A 17615-nucleotide genomic window follows, 5' to 3' on the forward strand; every position below is an offset into this window, starting at 1 on the left:
GCCGGGGCCCGGTCCGGCTCACTGAGCCTCGCGGTGGACGCGGGCGAGGATCAGGACCGTGTCGTCGGTCGGCGGTTCGGGCAGCAGGCCGGCGAGGATGCGGTCCGCCATCTCCTCCAACGACCGGCCACCCGCGCTCAGTTCGGCGCGCAGGGCGTCCAGTCCCGCCTCGATGTCCCGCCCCCGGACCTCGATGAGGCCGTCGGTGTACAGGGCGAGCGTCGCGTTCTCGGGCAGTTCGATCTCGGTGGTCCGGAACGGGCAGCCGCCGACGCCCAGCGGGACCCCGAGGACCTCGTCGACGGTCTGCACCGTGCCGTCCGGCCGGAGCACCAGGGGCGGCGGATGGCCGGCGCTGGCGAGGCGGGCGCGCCCGGTACGCGGGTCGTAGACGAGGTACAGGCAGGTCGCGAGCTCGATGCCGGCCTCCTGGGCGCACACGTCGAGTTCGCCGAGCAGGTCGGCGGGCTCGCTGTCGTGCCGGGCCAGGGCCTTGGTGGTGATGCGGAGGTGGCCCATGGCGGCGGCCGCGGACACCCCGTGCCCCATCACGTCGCCCACGACGAGGACGACCCGGCCGTCGGGCAGGTTGATCATGTCGTACCAGTCACCGCCGACCTCCGTGATCCGGCTGCCGGGCACGTACCGGTGCGCGACGTCCACGTACGGGGTGACCGCCAGCGTCGTGGGCAGCAGGGCGCGCTGCAGGGTGAGGGCGATGTCCTGGACCCGGCTGTAGAGGCGGGCGTTGTCCAGGCAGATCGCGGCGCGCGAGGCGAGTTCGCCGGCCAGGCTGACGTCCTCCTCGCTGAAGGGCGGACGGGCGGCGGACCGGCCGAACATGGCGATGCCCTGGACGGTGCCCCGGGCGACGAGCGGGGCGACGAGGATGCAGGCCACCCCGCTCTCGCCCATGATCCTCGTGCGTGACTCGGTGACGACGGTCCGGGCCAGGAACTCCTCGTCCACCACGGCCGAGATGGCGCGGCCGGTGCGCAGCATGTCGTGGATGACGGAGCCCGGCGGGTACCGCACCCGTTCCACTCCGCTGACGAGCTCGGTGGCCGGAGCGGGCAGCGTCGTCCCGGAGGCGATCCGGCGGGTGAACAGGGGGCGCGCCGGGTCGAAGTCCTCGGTCTCGTCCATCCATTCCACGATCTCGACGACGGAGCCGTCGCAGAAGTCCGGCATCGACGCGTCGACGAGTTCCTGGGCGGTGAGGTTGACGTCCAGGGTGGTTCCGATCCGGGTGGAGGCCCCGTCCAGGAGGGCCAGCCGGCGACGGCTCGCGGTGGCTTCCAGGATGGCCCGTTCCCGGTCCGTCACGTCGATCATCAGCCCGCCCACGCCGGAGCGGGTGCCCACGGCCCGGCTCAACGGGAAGAAGCTGACGGACCGGACCTGGTCGCGGTCCGGATGCCCGCGCGGGCGGACGCCGACCAGCGTCCCCACGACGGGCGCTCCGCCCTGGGCGACGGCGCGGAGCATGCGCTCGTACTCGCCGCCGTCGGACATGATCATGATTTCGTCCATGCGCCGCCCCAGGTGGGCCTCGATCGGCAGGCCGTCCATGTCGGCGAGCGCCTGGTTGAGGTGGATGTACCGCAGGTCCTGGTCGATCATGACCAGGCCGATGGGGCAGGTCTCGAAGAGGGCGTCGAGGAAGGCGAGGTTGGTCTTGACCCGGTCGAGCTCGTCGCTGCGGCTCGACAGGACCATCACCACCGAGGGGCCGCCGGATCCGGTCACGGAGAAGGACCGGAAGCCGCAGTCGAAGGCCGTGCCGTCACGGTGCCGGGCCGTCAGCCGGCCCCGCCAGTAGCCCTGCGTACGGCCTTGTTCCGTCAGCCGGGAGCACGATGCGGACGTGCCGCGGGAGGCATCGGCGAAGAGGACGGCGCCGGGCCGGGTGAGGACGGCGCCGGGCTCGTAGCCGAAGAGGTCACGGGCGCCGGGCCCCCAGTAGCAGACGCGTTCGTGTTCGTCGATGCCGAGGACGGCCACGGGCACGCGCTCCAGCAGCGGTCCCGGCTCGGACCAGATCGGGCCGTGGACCTCCTCGCCCCCCGGCGGAGCCGCTGGCACGAGACGTCCCCTTCCGCAGGCCGTTCCCTCCACATCATTATGCGGACACCCCCGATCTCGCGCGGCAGGAGCCGCCCGGCCTCCGCCCGGGTCCAGGTCGCCGCCGGAACACCGGTGACACGCTCCGGTCCGGGGTGGAGAATCGGACGGACTGTCGTGGGGCCGAGGGGCGGGGGCGCTGATGGGTCGGGCTTTGCGCGTGGGGATCGTGGTTCTGCTGCTGGGGTTCGCGCTCTGGTACGCCTCGTACTACACGACGATCGCGGTCTGGGAGCTGCGGAAACTCTTCGCCTGGTTCGCCCTGCCCCTGCTGGCGGCGGCCGGCACCGCGGCGGGCTGGCTGGTGGTGGGACTGCTGCGGCGGCGCGCCGGGCGCGGCTCGGGCTCCGGGGACGCGGGGGTCGTCCTCGGGTGCCTGGGTGCCGTCGTCGGGCTGGGCCTCACCGTCGGCTGGCTGGTGTACGGCTCGTACCTCCAGGACCGTGCGTACATGGCCACGGCGCGGGTCGTCAGCGAGCCGGTGCCCGCCCTGACGGCCCGGGTGCCGTACGTGGCGGGCAAGGCCCAGGCGGCCCCGCACCTGGGCGATGTCACCGGCGAGATATCCGACATCACCTACCTGCCCGACTCGGACCGGTTCGCCACCCTGGTCGAGCGGCGGGGCTGGCTGGCCGGGTACGAGGTGGGCCTCGTGCAGGACGTGCCCCTCGGCGGCGAGAGCCGCAGCCAGGAGCGCTGCGCGTTCGACGTGTCCGTGGCGGACGCGCGGATCAGTGGCTGGTTCACCCACAATCTCGGCAGGAAGATCTCGGCCCGGAAGCGCTGGGTACGGTTCGAGGCCGACGACGCGTACGTGACCTGTTCGGGCGGCACGCCCGTCGTCGTCGTCCCGCTCAAGCGACAGACCGGGATGCTCGTCGTGACCGAGCGCCCCGCCGGTGTCGCGCTCTACGACGGGCGGACCGGAAAACTCACCCTCACCACCGACACTTCCGCCGTTCCCGGCCCCTCCTATCCGATCAGCCTCGCGGCCCGCCAGCGGGAGGGCACGGCCGCGGTGGGCGGCTTCAGCGACTGGTGGTTCGAGCGCAACGGCTGGGACGCCTCCGAGGACGGCGCCAACGAGGGCAACGAGTCCGAGTTCACCCTCCGGTACCGCGAAGAGGCCGGACGCAGCGCGTACGTCACCCCGCTCACACCGCAGGGGGAGGCCAGTTCGGTCGTGGCCGTCTCCACGGTGCCCACCCGCCACAAGGGCGGCGGGCTCGCGCCCATGACCGTCCACCGCCTCGATCCGGCCTGGTCGTCCCCGAAGGCTCTCGTCGCGCTGATCAAGGCCGAGTACCGGGACGTCTGCTGCTACAACGACGACGAGGTGTTCGAGGTGGTCCCCACCGGGGGCGGCACGTGGACGGCCACCGTCGGCAGCGAGCAGAACGTCCGCTACCGGGTGGAGGGGAGGGGCCAGGTGGGCGGCCGTGAGGCGACCTGTCTGAAGGCGGCCGACGGGGCGCTCATCCGGTGTGCCCTCGCGGCGCCCGGCTCACCGGAAGAAGCCGAGCTCAAACGCCGTGAGCAGGAGAAACAGCAGCAGGCGGGCGCGAAGAACCCGGGGGATCCCGGCGATCTGACGGCCTACACGAACGAGCAATTGGCCGAGCTCCAACGCCGTATGACCGAGGAGATCGGCCGCCGTCTGAAGGCCGGCTGACCGGGGATCGAGGACGCGGATCCTCACGGCATCAGCAAGGGCAGGATGCCGACCCACCTGGCAGATGCATATCGAGGAAGCAGTTTTGCCTCTTGGATGATCCACCGTGCCGAATCAGGCCGGAGCGGCTCGATTCCGTGCCCGGAACCAGGAGCCGCTCCGTGCGGTTCCTGGTTGACCGGCCGTGGCCACCACCCTCCGGGCTGCTCGGCGGCTCTCGCAGTCGTGGAGGGACCAGGTGCAGGAAGCCCCTGCGCGCCGATCGCCGTGTTCGGCGCGCAGGGCTTCGCCATCGGGCCGCACTCCATCGTGGCGCGGCGGGGGCCGTGTTTTCGACACCCCGGCACCTGCCGGGCCCGCCGGACTCCCGCATGATCGATGCTCTGCACCGAACCTTCGATCACGGGAGTCCAGTCCTATGTCCGACATCAGCGTGCGTTCCGTGCGGGCCGGGGATTTCGCACAGTGGCGCGCCCTCTACCGCGGCTACGCCGACTTCTACCGGGTCGAGCAGACCGACGAGGCGGCCGCCACCGTGTGGTCGTGGGTGACCGACCCCGGCCACGAGGTCGAGGCCCTGGTGGCCGAGGACGCCGAGGGCCGGCTGCTGGGCCTCGCCCACTACCGTCCGTTCGCGCGTCCCCTCTCCGCGACGGTCGGCTGTTTCCTCGACGACCTGTTCGTGGCTCCCGAACACCGCGGCTCGGGCGCCGCCGACCAGTTGCTCGGCGCCCTGCGCGCACTCGCGGCCGAGCGGGGTTGGAGCGTGGTCCGCTGGATCACCGCCGACGACAACCACCGGGCGCGGGCCAAGTACGACCAGGTCGCCACGCGGACCATGTGGGTCACCTACGACATGACCCCCTGAGCCCCCGCCACCGCCACCGCCGTGGTCAGGCCGGGAGGTGCAGCAGGAGCAGGGGAGCCGTGGTGGGGCGGGAGGATCCGCCGGTGGGTTCGAGGGTGAGGCCGACCGCGCCGGCGTCGGCGGTGTCGCCGTCGAGGAGGACGGTGCCGTCCCGGTGGAGGAGACCGGCCGGGCGCATGGTGCCGCCCTGGTCCAGCCAGAGCTGGTAGGTCGTGCCGGGGACGGGCGTCGGCAGGCCGCTGGCGTAGAAGAGAGCCTGGTTGCGCAGGGCCGAGGTGACGATGGCGGTGGAGGCTCCGTTGCTGGTCCGGCCGTACGTCGCGCGGGCGTCGGGCGCGGCCAGGACCGCGCCGACGGTGTCGAGGCGCTGCTCGATCTGCCGGGCCTGCTGTTCGTAGCGGCGGCCCTCCTCGTACTGCCGGGCGGCCAGGCCGGCGAAGAGCGCGGCGGCGGCCAGGCTCGCGGCCGCGACGAGGACTCCTGTCCTGCGCCGCAGTGCTCCGTGCGTCAGGGCCGGGAACCGGGTGACGGGCCTCCGGGGCGGGAGTTGGCGGACTCCGTCGACGGCTGCCAGGGTCCGCCGCTTCATGCCGGCGGGCGGCGGGCGGCTCACGGCGGCGGCGAGGAGTGCGGTGGTGGCCCGGAACTCGGCCACTTCCCGGCTGCACTCCTCGCACCGGTCGAGGTGCGCGGTGAACAGCTCGTGTTCGCCGGCCTCCAGCGCGTCCAGTGCGTAGGCCGCGGCGAGGGCGTGGAGGTCGGCCCGGCGCCGGTTCATGTCGTCACCCCCTGCGTCCGGTGATCGCGGACGGGTTCCGGGGTTGCGGCCCCGGAACCCCGCGGTGCCGGTTCGGCGCTACCACGTGCTGTGGCAGTTCCAGTGGCCCGAAACCCAGTGGTACTTCGCGTAGCTCTGGCCCCACCAGCCGTCGTGCCAGTTGCCGTGGTGCCACTTCGCCTCCCAGTGCCCCTTCACCCAGGTGCACCGGTCGTGACGGTCATGGCGGTCCCACCGGTCCCACCGGTTCTGGCGGTGGTCACGGTCGCGGTCACGGTCCCGGTCCCGGTCGTGGTCACCGGTGAGCGACGAACTCACCGCGGCGGACGCCGCCGGTGCGGCGTTCGCGGTGCCGGAGAGGCCCAGCAGCGACCCACCGGCCAGGAGCCCGGCCGACGCGGCCCCGACGATCAGACGCCGGGCGGTCAGTGAACCGGTCATCGCACTCACCTCCTTCCTTCCCTCGGACGGTCGGTTCGGCGGCCCCTTCTGCCTCAGGAGCCTCATCAGGGATTCGCCACCAACGGGGTGAGGGATTGGAAAAACCTCACAGCACTACAAAACGCCTCGACGTCGCCGCCGGCGCGCCACCGCCTATGCTGCGGGCGTGCCGTCGTACTCCATGGGGCAGGCCGCCCGACTGCTGCGCGTGAGTCCCGAGACCGTCCGCCGATGGACCGAGACGGGACGGCTGCCCGCCCACCGCGCACCGGACGGGTCCCGGGCCGTCGACGGCGCGGCCCTGGCCGCCTTCGCCAAGGAGCGGGCCGTCGGGCTGCACCCCTTGCCGCCGGGCGCCGTCGTGACCTCCGTACGGAACTCCTTCGCCGGGATCGTCACCTCCGTACGGCTCGACGACGTGGCGGCCCGGATGGAGATCCAGTCCGGTCCGCACCGCGTGGTGTCCCTGGTGACCCGGGAGTCGGTCGAGGAGCCCGGCATCACGGTCGGGTCGACCGTCACGGCCCGCGTGAAGTCCACCGAGGTCCACATCGAACTCCCGTAGCCCCGGCCCCTGCCCCCTCCCCCGGCATCCGGTCAGGCGCAGCGCAACGCCGCGTACAGGTCCAACTTGTGCTCGAGGCGGGACAGGTCACGGCCCGTCAGGACCTCCACCCGCTCGATCCGGTAGTGCACGGTGTTCACGTGCAGGTGGAGGGCCTCCGCCGTGCGCGCCCAGGAGCAGTTGTTGGCCAGGAAGACCTCCAGGGTCTCCCGCAGCATCCCGTCGCCGAGCGCACCCAGGATCCGCGTCCCGTACACCGCCCGCACCTCCGGCGGGATCCCGGCCATCAGCTCCCCGAGGGTGTCGAGCTGCTCGACCCCGCGCACCGGGACCGCCTCGTCCGCGGCGGTCAGCGCGAACCTGGCCTGGCCGAGCGAGGCGCGCAGCCCCTCCAGGCCCTCGGCCCGCGTCCCGAGGCCCAACCGGAGGTCGCTCTGCGCTCCCCCGCACTGCTGGAGCACCGGCCACAGTGCACGGAGCCGGTCCGCCACGACGGTTGCGGTGGCGGGGTCCTCGTGCAGCACCGCCACCGACCGCCCCACGGCGTACGCGGCGCCGTCCAGGTGGCTGAGCGCCTCGGCCAGGGCGTCGCCCGAGGTCGCCGCCAGCACCCGGTACGAGCCGCCCACCGGCAGCCCGGCCGCCGCGAGCACCTCGTCCAGGGCCCCGGTGTCGGCGGGGGCGGGACCTACCGCCGTCCCCTCCAGTACGCCGATCAGCTCCTGTCCGGCGAGCCGGGCGGCGGCGAGCCGGCGGGTCTGCGCGTTCCGGCACTGTGCGAGCACCTCGGCGATCTCGTGGAGCACCCGCGGCGGCGCCGCGTCCGGGTCGGGGACGTGCAGCTGCCAGGCGTCGTACGGGGAGCTCTCGGCCTCGATGCGCAGCCAGACCCCGACCCGCGCGGGGGCGGCCGACGCCTGCCGGGCGGGCAGCTCGGGGGCGGACGGCGTACGGGCCACCGTACGGCCGCCGGCAGTGAGCAGGTAGCAGGAGACCCGGCCCAGGTGCGCGCAGGCGCGGTCCAGCAGTTCGTCCGGCCCGGCCCCTTCCTCGACGAGGCGGCTCAGCTCGCCGCGCACGTTCTCGGGGAGCGCGAAGAGCCGGGTGGGGCGGCGGCTCAGGTCGCCCCACTGGCGCAGGTACACGGCCTCGGTCACCGCACGGAAGCTGGTGCGTGCGGGGACCGCCACGATCGGCACCCGGTGGGCCCGGCAGGCGGCGACGAGCTCGTCGGGGACCCTGCCGTGGGTCTCCTCCCCGGCCAGCAGCGCGGTGGCTCCGGCGTCGGCCAGCGCTGCGACGAACCGGTCCGCCTTGGTCACGTCCCCCTCGGCCCACCACACCAGCCCGCTCAGGACGAGCTCTCCCGGACCCAGGAACCGGCCGGGCTCCTCCAGGTCGGTGGCGGTGACCCCGGCGACCTCCTGGCCGAGAAGGGTTTCCTCGCCCCAGAGCAGGTTGAGACCGAGGCTGTCGAGCTGGAGCAGGTCGAGGACGTGCATGGCGCGGACTCCCTGCGGTGGGTGCGTGCCCACATTCGCGAGGTGAATAGAGGCCGGGCCATCGTAAATGCTAGGTGAAGAACCCGGTATGCCTCTTGGTTGATCCTCCAGGAGGAAGGGTTCCCGACTCGTCCGATTCCGTGTCCGGGACCAGTCGCCCTGGCACCGCTCCCGTTGCTTCACTGGCGGAAACCCCCCTGTTCAGGCCGGAAAGGCTGGTGGCGCGAATTGGACCTCAACACGGTGCTCGACGTGCGTGACGCGCGCCGCCGTGAGCCCTGGCGTCCCGGTGACGCCTGGCTCGGCGGCGGCACCTACCTCTTCTCCGAGCCCCAGCCGCACATCCGCCGCCTGGTCGATCTCTCCCGCATGGGCTGGCCGCCCCTGTCCTGGCAGCCCGACGGCTCCCTGGACATCGCCGCCACCTGCACCATCACCGAGCTCTCGCGGTTCGCCCGGACCCTGCCGACCGCGGCGACCCCGCTCTTCGAGCAGTGCTGCCGGGCCTTCCTGGCCAGCTTCAAGATCTGGAACATGGCCACGGTCGGCGGGAACCTCTGCAACGGCCTCCCCGCCGGCCCGATGGTCTCCCTCACGGCCGGCCTCGACGGCACCGTGTTCCTCCAGGGGCAGGACGGCGTGACCCGCCGGATGCCCGTCACCGAGTTCGTCCTCGGCGCCGGGGTGAAGGACCTGCGCGAGGGCGAGCTGCTGCGGTCCGTGCGCCTGCCCCCGAACGCGCTGGACTCCCGTACGGCCTTCCGGCAGGCGTCCCTCTACGGACTCGGGCGCTCCGGCGCCCTCGTCATCGGGGCCCGCGACCCCGCCGACGGCTCCCTCGCCGTCACGGTCAGCGCCGCGACCACCCGCCCGTTCCGCTTCTGGTTCGCGCTGCCGCCCACCGCCGCCGAACTGCGCGCGGCGATCGACAGCGCCGTCCGGCCCGACGAGTGGTACGACGACATCCACGGACTGCCCGAATGGCGACGCCACATGGCCCTGCGCCTGGCCGAGGAGATCCGCCGCGAGCTCACCACCGAGGACGACCGATGACGTACGAGATCGAGATCAACAAGCGGCGTTTCGACACCGAGCCGCGGGCCGGCCAGTGCCTGCGCACCTACCTGCGCGAACGCGGCTGGTTCGGTGTGAAGAAGGGGTGCGACCAGGGCGACTGCGGGGCCTGCACGGTCCACGTCGACGGGCAGCCGGTGCACAGCTGTCTCTACCCGGCCGTCCGCGCCGAGGGCCGTTCCGTCACCACCGTCGAGGGCCTCGCCTGCGCGGGCGGCGAACTCCATCCGGCGCAGCAGCAGTTCCTGGACGCCCAGGGCTTCCAGTGCGGCTTCTGCACCGCCGGTTTCCTGATGACCACCGCCGCGCTCCAGGCGGAGGAGGGCACCGCACACGACGACGGCAAGCTCCAGGACCTCCCGCGCGCGTTCAAGGGCAACATCTGCCGCTGTACGGGCTACCGGGCCATCGAGGACGCGGTCCGCGGGATCAAGCACACCGAGAGCCCCGAGGCCGGGCAGGCCGTGGGCAGGTCCCTGGGTGCCCCCGCCGGGCCGCTCGTCGTCACCGGCACCGCCCGATACACCTTCGACGTCGAGGTGCCCGGGCTGCTGCACATGAAGCTGCTGCGCTCGCCGCACCCGCACGCCCGGATCGTCGACATCGACATCAGGGACGCCCTCCAGGTCCCCGGCGTGCACGCCGTCTTCACCCACCACGACGCCCCCGACCGGCTGTACTCGTCCGCCCGGCACGAGCACCCCACCGAGGACCCGATGGACACCCGGGTCCTGGACGACGTGGTCCGCTTCGTCGGCCAGCGCGTGGCGGCCGTCGTCGCCGACAGCGAGCAGGCCGCCGAGGAGGGCTGCCGGCGCGTGGTCGTCACGTACGAGGAACTCCCGTACGTGATCGACCCGGAGGAGGCCATGCTGCCGGGCGCCCCCGTCCTCCACCCCAAGGGTCCCGAATCGGGATCTTCCGCGCCGGGAACAACGTGTGCGGCGAGGTCCACCACACGCTCGGCGACATGGAGAAGGGGTACGCGGAGGCGGACGTCGTCCACGAGGAGACCTTCCGGACCCAGCGTGTGCAGCACGCCGGCCTGGAGACCCACGGCAGCGTCGCGTACTTCGAGCCCAAGGAGGAGAGCGACGGCGAGCGCATCACCGTCCGCTCCTCCACGCAGGCTCCCTTCCTGACCCGGCGGGCCCTGCGCGCCCTCTACGACCTCGGTGAGGACGAGGTCCGCGTCGTCGCGGGCCGCGTGGGCGGCGGGTTCGGCGGCAAGCAGGAGATGCTGACTGAGGACATCGTCGTCCTCGCCGCCCTGAAGCTGCGCCGGCCGGTGAAACTCGAATGCACCCGGGCCGAGCAGTTCTACGGGGCCACCACCCGCCACCCCTTCAAGATCACCGTCAAGATCGGCGCCAAGGCCGACGGCACGCTCACCGCGCTGCGCATCCGCGTGGTCTCCAACACGGGCGCCTACGGCAACCACGGCCCGGCGGTCATGTTCCACAGCGTGGGCGAGTCCTTCGCCGTCTACAAGGCGCCGAACAAGGAGGTCGAGGCGTACTCGGTCTACACCAACGGCGTCCCGGCCGGCGCCTTCCGCGGCTACGGCCTGGGTCAGGTCCTCTTCGCCCTCGAATCGGTGATGGACGAACTCGCCATCAGGCTCGGCACGGACCCGCTCGAGCTGCGCGAGAAGAACGTCATCGGTCCCGGCGACCACATGGTCACCCCGATCGGCCACGAGCCGGACCTCTTCATCGCCTCGTACGGCATGAAGCAGTGCATGGACGTCGTCCGCAAGGCCATCGCCGAGGACACGAGCCACGAGGACGTGCCGGAGGGCTGGCTCACCGGCACGGGCTCGGCGGTCGCGATGATCGCGACCGGTCCCCCGGGCGGCCACTTCGCCGACGCCAGGGTCAGTTTGCTGCGGGACGGGACGTACGACATAGCCGTCGGCACGGCCGAGTTCGGCAACGGCACCACCACCGTCCACAAGCAGATCACCGCGGGCGCGCTGAACACCACCGTCGACGTTTTCGGAAGGGCCGATCCCGGGCATCGGGCTCGTATGGCCAAACTCATGCTGCACGGCGACCTGGACCGGCCGGCCCTGCTGAGCGTCGCGGACCTGCGGGATGGGGAACAGCACCGCGCCGAGGCGGTGTTCGACTGCGCGACCTACGGACCGCAGCACCACGTCTTCGAGGGCGTACTGCTGCGCGACGTGGTCACGAGCGCGGGGCCGGCCTTCGACGCCCGGCGCCGCAAGGACCGGTCGCGTTTCCTGCTCGCCGTCAGCGGCGGGGACGGCCACCACACCGTCCCCGCCCGGGCCGAACTGGACGCCGACTTCGGCGACAGCCCGGTGCTGCTCGCCACCCGCCTGGACGGGCAGGACCTGGACGCATCCGGGGCCCAGCTGGTGGTCCCCTCGGACCGGTGCGGGGCGCGCTACGTCAGCGCCGTCACGCACGTGTGGTTCGGCTCCCTGGCGGCACCGGCCCTCTGAGCCCCGCCCGCGGGAGCATAGCTTGACGCCTTGGTTCCGGGCCGGCGCCGCGTAGGGCACTACGCTCGCCGGCAGCCCCACGACGCCACCGGCACGGCGAGCAACGGACAATCCCTGAGGCGGATTTGATGGAAGCCGAGGACGTTCCCGGCTGGTTCTGGGAGGTTCTGGACACGGCCAGGCCCAGCCTGTCCGCTCTGGAGTCATGGCTGGAGTCACAGCCGAGAGGCGTTCTGGAGGGTTACGCGCTGGCGTACCTGGAGGCCGCCGAGTCTCTGGTCGACTTCTCGGAAGGTGTGACGGTCGACGGAGAGGTCTGGTCCGAGGACAGCACCGAGGACCTGTGCATGTGGGTGGTCGGTCAGGGGCGCGTGTTCTGGCGTTCGACGGTCGAGGGGGCCTGGGAACTGCCGGAGGTCGCACAGGCCTACCTGGGGCGCCCCTCAGCACTCGTGCGGGAGGTGACGCAGTGGGACGACCGGGTCCGCAGCCCCGGGCACACCGGCTACGGGACCCCGGGCACCCTCGTCCACGGCGTGTACCGCACCCGCTTCGGGCAGGACCTGTACGCGCGGCTCACGGCCGGATGACGGGGCCCCGGCGAGCGCGCCCGTCGTCCGATGCGCCGGCTTCGGCAAGGAGCCGGCTGCGCGTACGCATCAGGATCCGGCCGAGCATGTTCTTTCCGGTCCCCGTCCGGCCGCGTCCCCAGTAGTGGTCGGACGTCGTGTCCTCGACGATCTCTTCGTCTCCCGTGGCCAGCAGGATCGCGCCGATATCGGCGTGCGTACGGAACTTGGCCGCCACGGCCCGGCGCATCACGTCGTCCTTCACCCGCTCCCAGTCCCGCCGCATCGGCTTCGACCGGTCACGGCCGAGCTCCGCCGCGCGCAGCGGGGTGCGGGCCCGGCGGATGAGTTCGGCATGGCGGGTACCGGTGAACTTCTGCGCCTGGAAGTAGTGTTCCGTGGTCGGCCACCGGTGGCCGTCGAGGTCCACGCCGTGTGCGGAGAAGTTGGAGAAGCAGCCGTAGGGGACCTCCTCGGCGCCGTAGAAGTAGAGGGTCATACGAACCTCGTGGCAGGGATGGGACCCGCACCGTGGCAGGGACCGGCCTGCGGTCGCAACCGACTTACCGCCCGGTCGGTGCCTCACCTCGGCGTCATCCGGATTCACCGGTCACGGGCGAACGGGGCCGGACGGCCCCTGCATGAGGCCCTGCGCGGTTTCCCGCAGCTCGTACACCACGCCGGTACGGCCGAGCCGTGATATCCGGAACCGCACGCCCACGTCCCACGTGCCCCGTGCCCCGAATCGGCTCCCTGTACGTGACGAGGAATACTGTGACCTGCATGCATTCGAATTGACGACTGCCGGGCGTTGACGGCGCACGTCACGGTCACGGGCATCACCGTGCCGTGTTCGGGCTTCCGCAACCATCGAGGGGACCGGAACCGCGACTCCCCGGATGTTCTGGTCCTTCCCCGCCCTCAGTCCCACGGAGGGGTATTCCATGGAGAACGAAGCAGCGATACGGGCCTGCCTGGACCTGCTGGACCAGACACGCCGACTGCCGCTGGAGGACGAGCAGCGCCGCCTGCTGGAACAAGCCGCCAGCGACCTCGTCCGGGACGGGCGGCGCCGTCGGCGTGCCGCGAGACGGGCCGTCCGGGCGTCGGCCGACGCGGAGTTGCTGGCAACCACCGCGACCGGCGCACCCGACCGGATCATGGATGCCGCGCTGACGGCCGAGACCCCGCACCGATCGGGCCTGTCCGTGCACGACTACGTCCAGGGACACAGCGGTCCCGGTGCGGTGACCCGCCGACCGCCGGAGCGCGTACCGGACAACGACGCGCCCCCCGGGCTGCTCAACCGCCCGCAACGCTGCTACGTCTGCAAGACCCACTACCGGCAGCTTCACCACTTCTACGGCCAGCTGTGCCCCGGCTGCGCGGACGAGAACTTCACCCGGCGCACCGCCCGGACCGATCTGACCGGCCGACGGGCGCTGCTGACCGGCGGGCGGGTCAAGATCGGCTTCCACATGGCGCTGATGCTGCTGCGCGACGGAGCCGAAGTCACCGTCACGACCCGCTTCCCGCAGGACGCGGCCGGTCGTTTCGCCGCGGCGCCGGGTGCCGCCGACTGGTGGCACCGGCTGCGGATCGTCGCGCTGGACCTGCGCGACCCCCGGCAGGTACTCGCCCTCACCGACCACCTGCTCGGCCGGGCCGCCCCCCTGGACATCCTCGTCAACAACGCGGCCCAGACACTGCACCGGTCCCCCCGGGCCTACCGTGCGCTGGTCGCGGCGGAAGCCGCCGTCGGGGCGGCCCCGCCCTCCGCCACGGCGGAGATCTGGACCGCCCCCGGTTTCACCGTCCCCGGAGCACACGCCGCCGCCCTCCCCCTGACGGCGGAACTCGCCTCGCGGCCCCGGGTGTCCTCCGCGCCGGCACACTCCCGCGGTGAGGACGAAGCCGCCCTCGCCGTGAACCCGGACCCGGACCCGGACCCGGACCCGCAGGAGCGCACCGACGAGGCGGGACTCCTGCCGGAGACGGGCACCAGCAACTCCTGGACCCTGCGGCTCGGCCAGGTGGAACCGGCCGAACTCCTCGAAGTCCAGCTGGTCAACGCCGTCGCACCGTTCCTCCTCGCCGACCGCCTGCTGCCCCTGCTGGATGCGTCGCCGCACCCGAGCCGCTACCTGATCAACGTCTCCGCCGTCGAGGGCCAGTTCGCCGCCCGCAACAAGACCGCCGGCCACCCGCACACCAACATGGCCAAGGCCGCCCTCAACATGCTCACCCGCACCAGTGCGACGGACCTGGCCCGCCGGGGCATCCACACCTGCAGCGTGGACACCGGCTGGGTCACCGACGAGAAGCCACTGGCCGCCCGGGAGCGGCACGCGGCCACCGGGTGGCGTCCGCCCCTGGACGTCATCGACGGGGCCGCGCGCATCTACCACCCCATCGTGCAGGGGCAGGCCGGCAATCCCATCCACGGCGTCCTGCTCAAGGACTACCGGCACGTCGCCTGGTGACCTGACCGCGGGCAGCGGGCAACCGCCGCCCGGGTCGCCGAGGCCGAGCGCCCGGGGACCCCGCCCGCGGCTCAGGCGGTGGCGAGGGAGATCTCGGTCGACTTGATCAACGCCACGACGGAGGAGCCGGCGGACAGTTCCAGCGCCTGGACGGCGTCGGCGGTGACGGCCGCGGTCAGACCGCCGCCGCTCACGTTGACCTTCACGGCGGCCATGGCCGGGCCGGCCGCGATCTCGGCCACGGTGCCCGTGATCTGGTTGCGGATGGAGATGTTCTCGACCGGGCCGGTGGCCAGGGCCACCTCGGTGGCCTTGACGAGCGCCTTCACCGCCGAGCCCGAGGTGATGCCGAGGTCCTTGACGGCCTCGGCGGTGACGGCCGCGGTGATCTCCTGGCCGCCGGCCAGCCGGACCTTGACCGTCGCCATGGCCTCGCCGACGGTGACGGCGGTGACGGTGCCCGCGAGCTGGTTGCGGATGCTCAGACTCATGACGGTTCGACCTCGTCCGTAGATGCCTCGCGCGGTCCGGAGGGGCCGCACGGGACCGACCGTAGGACCCACCCGCTCCCGCTCGCGCCGACCCTCGCGCGGCAGTGCGCCGGAACCACCCGACCGGCTGGCCCCCGTACGGGCCCGGCATCCGGGAAGCGATTCCCGGATGCCGGGAACTCCGGGCGCCCTGCATCCGACTACTGCCACGTGGGAGGCGGATCCTCGCCCTCCCTCGCAGCGGAGGACGATCGCCAGGAGTGTGTGATGGGCGGGCTGGATGTGCGGATGCGGGAGGTCGTGTGCCGGCACGGCCGGACGGAGGCCGTCGCCGACGTCGATCTGGAGATCGCCGCGGGCGAACGAGTGGCCCTGACCGGCACCAACGGCTCGGGCAAGACGACGCTGCTGCGCGCCGTCCTCGGTCTGCACCGGCAGACCACGGGCTCGATCCTGGTCGGCGGCAGAGAGGGCCGGTCGCCCGCCGAGTGGGCCTGGCGGCGGCGCGCCTGTGCCTGGATCCCGCAGAAGCCGGCCGCCGGCCGCTTCCCGCTGCTCGGCTCCGAACTGCTGGCCGGCAGCGGTGCTCCGGCGGAGGCGACCGCGGCCGCGGAGCGGCTCGGGGTGGCTCCGCTCGTCGGGCGGCCCCTGCACACCCTCTCCGGCGGCCAGTTGCAGCGGATGTACCTGGCCCGGGCGATCGGCTGCATCGCCGCGGGGGCCGAGCTGCTCCTGGCGGACGAACCGACCGCCGCCCTCGACTTCGACGGGCAGTCGGAGGCCGCGGAGGTCCTGACCTCCCTGCCGGTGACCCTCATCGTGGTGACGCACGACCGGGCCCTGGCGGACCGCTGCGACCGCGTACTGGAGATGGCCGCGGGCCGTCTGCGGGAGGTCCGGTGAATCCGGCCGTGCACCTGGCCACCGCCGACCTCGGTGAACTCCTTCAGCTGCTGCCCGTACAACGGGCCGGTGCGGCCCTGCTGCTGGCCGCGATCGGCCTGCCGGTCATCGGTGTGGTCATCGTCGGGCTCGACATCATGCCGGTGCGGTTCGCGATGATGCACGTGGCGCTGCTGGGCATCGCCGTCGGCCTGCTCACCGGGCTCGACCCGATGCTGTGCGCGCTGGTGGCGTGCGCGCTGGCCGGCGCGGGGGTGGCCCCGCTCGCCCGGACCCCGGACGGCCTGTCGGGGGCGATGGGCCTGCTGATGAGCCTGGCCATCGCCGCGGCCCTGCTGCTGCTGGCCGTGTCGGGGGTCAACGCCTCCGGTGCGTTCGCCCTGTTGTGGGGCTCGATCCTGTCGGTGGGCAGCGCCGACCTGGTCGTGCTCGGCGTACTGGCGGTCGTCGTGCCGGGCCTGTTCCGGTGGCGGCGGCGCGAGATCGGCCTGCTGCTGTACGACCGTGAACTCGCCCAGTGTTCCGGCGTGCCGGTGCGGGCGCTGACGGCCGCGCTGCTGGTGCTGGTCGCCATCGCCGTCGCCGGGGCGATCAAACTCACCGGCGCGCTGCTCGTCGACGCCCTGACCCTGCTGCCCGCACTCGCCGCGCGCCGCCTGGGCAGCTCGCTGAAGTCGATCACCCTGTGGGCGATCGGCATCGGCGTCGTGGTGAATCTGACGGGGTTCCTGCTGGCCCTGTGGCTGGACTGGCCGCCCGGCCCGGTCCTCGTCCTGACCGCGGGGGCACTGGTCCTCGCGGTGCATTTCATACCCGAACGGAGAATCAGCTCATGGCGCGCACCCGCGTCCGTATCCCTTCCCTCCTCGCACTGAGCGCGGCGGCCCTTCTCCTGACCTCCGCCTGCGGGAACAGCGACCCCTCGACCGTGGACGCCGCGCGCCCGCAGGACGGCAAGCCGTCCGTGGTCGTCACCACCACGTGGGAGGGCGCCTTCGCGAAGGCCGCGGGCGCCGAGGACATCAAGGTCATCGTGCCGCAGTCCGTCCACCACGCCCCGGACTACGACCCCAAGCCCTCGGACCTCGCGGCCGTGGCCAAGGCCGACTTCGTGCTGTACGCGCCCTTCGAGCCGTACGCGGCGAAGATCAAGGAGGCTGCGGGGTCCAAGGCCAAGCTGGTCGAGGTGGAGCTCGACAACGATCCCACCAAGGTTTCCGCCGAAGTCGGCCGGCTGGCCGGCCTGTTCGGCACCGCGGAGGCCGCCACGCAGTGGAAGACCGGCTTCGACACCGAGTACGCGAAGCTGAACCAGGAGCTTCGGGCGGGCTGGCCCGGGGGCCGCAGCCCGTCGGTCGTGACGCAGGTGTTCACGGCGTGGTCGGCGAAGCTCGCGGGCGCGACGACGGTGGGCACGTACGGGCCCGAGGCCGTGACCCCGGCGCAGCTGGCCGAACTCGCGGCGAAGAAGCCGGAGCTGGTGCTGGACAACGCGCACATGTCCACCGGCACGGTGCTGCCCGACTCCGGCGCCAAGCAGGTGAAGATCGTCAACTACCCGGGAGAGGACCTGGACCTGCTGTCGGTCTACCGCAACGCCGCGGCCGAGCTGAAGAAGGCCATGGGCGCCTCCTGAGCACGCGGCCCGGCCGGGCCCACGGCATGCCGTGGGCCC

The 17615-nt window shown here is 72.5% G+C and carries 16 protein-coding genes and 1 pseudogene; 11 read left to right on the forward strand and 6 right to left on the reverse strand.

Annotated elements, in window-relative coordinates; genetic code table 11:
- Nucleotides 1-18 precede the first annotated feature (18 nt).
- Nucleotides 19-2085, reverse strand: coding sequence for a SpoIIE family protein phosphatase (locus tag OG373_RS07335; protein WP_405436830.1), 2067 nt, complete (start codon nucleotides 2083-2085; stop codon nucleotides 19-21).
- A gap of 199 nt (nucleotides 2086-2284) precedes the next feature.
- On the opposite strand from OG373_RS07335, the gene OG373_RS07340 reads away from it, so the two are divergent.
- Together OG373_RS07340 and OG373_RS07345 are read left to right on the forward strand one after the other, a co-directional pair.
- On the forward strand, nucleotides 2285-3796 hold the full coding sequence (locus OG373_RS07340; protein WP_405436832.1) for a hypothetical protein: 1512 nt from the start codon (nucleotides 2285-2287) through the stop codon (nucleotides 3794-3796).
- A gap of 418 nt (nucleotides 3797-4214) precedes the next feature.
- Nucleotides 4215-4664, forward strand: a complete 450-nt coding sequence (locus OG373_RS07345; protein WP_405436834.1) for a GNAT family N-acetyltransferase — start codon at nucleotides 4215-4217, stop codon at nucleotides 4662-4664.
- Between the two features lie 25 nt (nucleotides 4665-4689).
- Here the strand turns inward: OG373_RS07345 and OG373_RS07350 are convergent, their stop codons facing one another.
- Nucleotides 4690-5442 carry an anti-sigma factor gene (locus OG373_RS07350; RefSeq protein ID WP_405436835.1) on the reverse strand — a complete coding sequence of 251 codons (753 nt, stop codon included), beginning with the start codon at nucleotides 5440-5442 and terminating at the stop codon, nucleotides 4690-4692.
- 78 nt (nucleotides 5443-5520) lie between these two features.
- Complete coding sequence (locus tag OG373_RS07355; protein WP_405436837.1) at nucleotides 5521-5883, reverse strand: hypothetical protein; 363 nt, start codon at nucleotides 5881-5883, stop codon at nucleotides 5521-5523.
- 166 nt (nucleotides 5884-6049) lie between these two features.
- Here OG373_RS07355 and OG373_RS07360 point away from each other — a divergent pair, with 166 nt between their 5' ends.
- Entirely contained in the window at nucleotides 6050-6448 is a 399-nt protein-coding gene (locus OG373_RS07360; RefSeq protein WP_405436839.1) for a molybdopterin-binding protein, read from the forward strand.
- 32 nt (nucleotides 6449-6480) lie between these two features.
- On the opposite strand, the gene OG373_RS07365 is transcribed toward OG373_RS07360, so the two are convergent.
- Nucleotides 6481-7950 carry a PucR family transcriptional regulator ligand-binding domain-containing protein gene (locus tag OG373_RS07365; protein WP_405436841.1) on the reverse strand — a complete coding sequence of 490 codons (1470 nt, stop codon included), beginning with the start codon at nucleotides 7948-7950 and terminating at the stop codon, nucleotides 6481-6483.
- A 228-nt stretch (nucleotides 7951-8178) separates the two neighbouring features.
- On the opposite strand from OG373_RS07365, the gene OG373_RS07370 reads away from it, so the two are divergent.
- The 4 genes and pseudogenes from OG373_RS07370 to OG373_RS07385 all read left to right on the forward strand — a co-directional run bounded on the left by OG373_RS07370 (nucleotide 8179) and on the right by OG373_RS07385 (nucleotide 12084).
- Nucleotides 8179-9003 (forward strand): FAD binding domain-containing protein, encoded by an 825-nt coding sequence (locus OG373_RS07370; protein WP_405436843.1) that lies wholly within the window; start codon nucleotides 8179-8181, stop codon nucleotides 9001-9003.
- A pseudogene (locus OG373_RS07375) lies at nucleotides 9000-11017 on the forward strand (molybdopterin-dependent oxidoreductase); the annotation flags it as partial. The gene OG373_RS07370 and the pseudogene OG373_RS07375, both read left to right, overlap by 4 nt.
- 36 nt (nucleotides 11018-11053) lie before the next feature.
- Nucleotides 11054-11494 carry a molybdopterin-dependent oxidoreductase gene (locus tag OG373_RS07380; protein ID WP_405443969.1) on the forward strand — a complete coding sequence of 147 codons (441 nt, stop codon included), beginning with the start codon at nucleotides 11054-11056 and terminating at the stop codon, nucleotides 11492-11494.
- Nucleotides 11495-11622: 128 nt separating this feature from the next.
- Nucleotides 11623-12084: a hypothetical protein gene (locus OG373_RS07385; protein ID WP_405436845.1), complete on the forward strand. Its 462-nt coding sequence runs from the start codon at nucleotides 11623-11625 to the stop codon at nucleotides 12082-12084.
- Here the strand turns inward: OG373_RS07385 and OG373_RS07390 are convergent.
- Nucleotides 12071-12562: an NADAR family protein gene (locus OG373_RS07390; RefSeq protein WP_405436847.1), complete on the reverse strand. Its 492-nt coding sequence runs from the start codon at nucleotides 12560-12562 to the stop codon at nucleotides 12071-12073. The genes OG373_RS07385 and OG373_RS07390 overlap by 14 nt on opposite strands.
- Before the next feature lie 445 nt (nucleotides 12563-13007).
- Here OG373_RS07390 and OG373_RS07395 point away from each other — a divergent pair, with 445 nt between their 5' ends.
- A complete protein-coding gene (locus OG373_RS07395; protein ID WP_405436848.1) occupies nucleotides 13008-14546 on the forward strand; it encodes an SDR family NAD(P)-dependent oxidoreductase in 1539 nt (512 codons plus the stop codon).
- Between the two features lie 71 nt (nucleotides 14547-14617).
- Here OG373_RS07395 and OG373_RS07400 read toward each other — a convergent pair whose 3' ends face one another.
- Nucleotides 14618-15037 carry a molybdopterin-binding protein gene (locus OG373_RS07400; RefSeq protein WP_397729480.1) on the reverse strand — a complete coding sequence of 140 codons (420 nt, stop codon included), beginning with the start codon at nucleotides 15035-15037 and terminating at the stop codon, nucleotides 14618-14620.
- A gap of 267 nt (nucleotides 15038-15304) precedes the next feature.
- Here OG373_RS07400 and OG373_RS07405 point away from each other — a divergent pair, with 267 nt between their 5' ends.
- The 3 genes from OG373_RS07405 to OG373_RS07415 are packed head-to-tail and all read left to right on the forward strand — an operon-like array spanning nucleotide 15305 to nucleotide 17576.
- Nucleotides 15305-15940 carry an ATP-binding cassette domain-containing protein gene (locus OG373_RS07405; protein ID WP_405436850.1) on the forward strand — a complete coding sequence of 212 codons (636 nt, stop codon included), beginning with the start codon at nucleotides 15305-15307 and terminating at the stop codon, nucleotides 15938-15940.
- Complete coding sequence (locus tag OG373_RS07410; protein WP_405436852.1) at nucleotides 15937-16815, forward strand: metal ABC transporter permease; 879 nt, start codon at nucleotides 15937-15939, stop codon at nucleotides 16813-16815. Before OG373_RS07405 ends, OG373_RS07410 begins: the two co-directional genes overlap by 4 nt.
- The gene (locus OG373_RS07415) at nucleotides 16773-17576 is read left to right on the forward strand and encodes a metal ABC transporter solute-binding protein, Zn/Mn family (RefSeq protein WP_405436854.1); all 804 of its coding nucleotides are present in this window, start codon (nucleotides 16773-16775) and stop codon (nucleotides 17574-17576) included. The genes OG373_RS07410 and OG373_RS07415 overlap by 43 nt, the downstream gene beginning before the upstream one ends.
- The last annotated feature ends 39 nt before the right edge of the window (nucleotides 17577-17615 follow it).

It is taken from the genome of Streptomyces avidinii, from assembly GCF_045161815.1.
Lineage (GTDB): Bacteria > Actinomycetota > Actinomycetes > Streptomycetales > Streptomycetaceae > Streptomyces > Streptomyces avidinii.

Coding starts and splice junctions, on each gene's coding strand:
- OG373_RS07345 (WP_405436834.1), top strand. CDS start 4,215: ATGTCCGACATCAGCGTGCGTTCCGTGCGGGCCGGGGATTTCGCACAG.
- OG373_RS07350 (WP_405436835.1), bottom strand. CDS start 5,442: ATGAACCGGCGCCGGGCCGACCTCCACGCCCTCGCCGCGGCCTACGCA.
- OG373_RS07355 (WP_405436837.1), bottom strand. CDS start 5,883: ATGACCGGTTCACTGACCGCCCGGCGTCTGATCGTCGGGGCCGCGTCG.
- OG373_RS07365 (WP_405436841.1), bottom strand. CDS start 7,950: ATGCACGTCCTCGACCTGCTCCAGCTCGACAGCCTCGGTCTCAACCTG.
- OG373_RS07380 (WP_405443969.1), top strand. CDS start 11,054: ATGGCCAAACTCATGCTGCACGGCGACCTGGACCGGCCGGCCCTGCTG.
- OG373_RS07385 (WP_405436845.1), top strand. CDS start 11,623: ATGGAAGCCGAGGACGTTCCCGGCTGGTTCTGGGAGGTTCTGGACACG.
- OG373_RS07390 (WP_405436847.1), bottom strand. CDS start 12,562: ATGACCCTCTACTTCTACGGCGCCGAGGAGGTCCCCTACGGCTGCTTC.
- OG373_RS07395 (WP_405436848.1), top strand. CDS start 13,008: ATGGAGAACGAAGCAGCGATACGGGCCTGCCTGGACCTGCTGGACCAG.
- OG373_RS07400 (WP_397729480.1), bottom strand. CDS start 15,037: ATGAGTCTGAGCATCCGCAACCAGCTCGCGGGCACCGTCACCGCCGTC.
- OG373_RS07405 (WP_405436850.1), top strand. CDS start 15,305: ATGGGCGGGCTGGATGTGCGGATGCGGGAGGTCGTGTGCCGGCACGGC.
- OG373_RS07415 (WP_405436854.1), top strand. CDS start 16,773: ATGGCGCGCACCCGCGTCCGTATCCCTTCCCTCCTCGCACTGAGCGCG.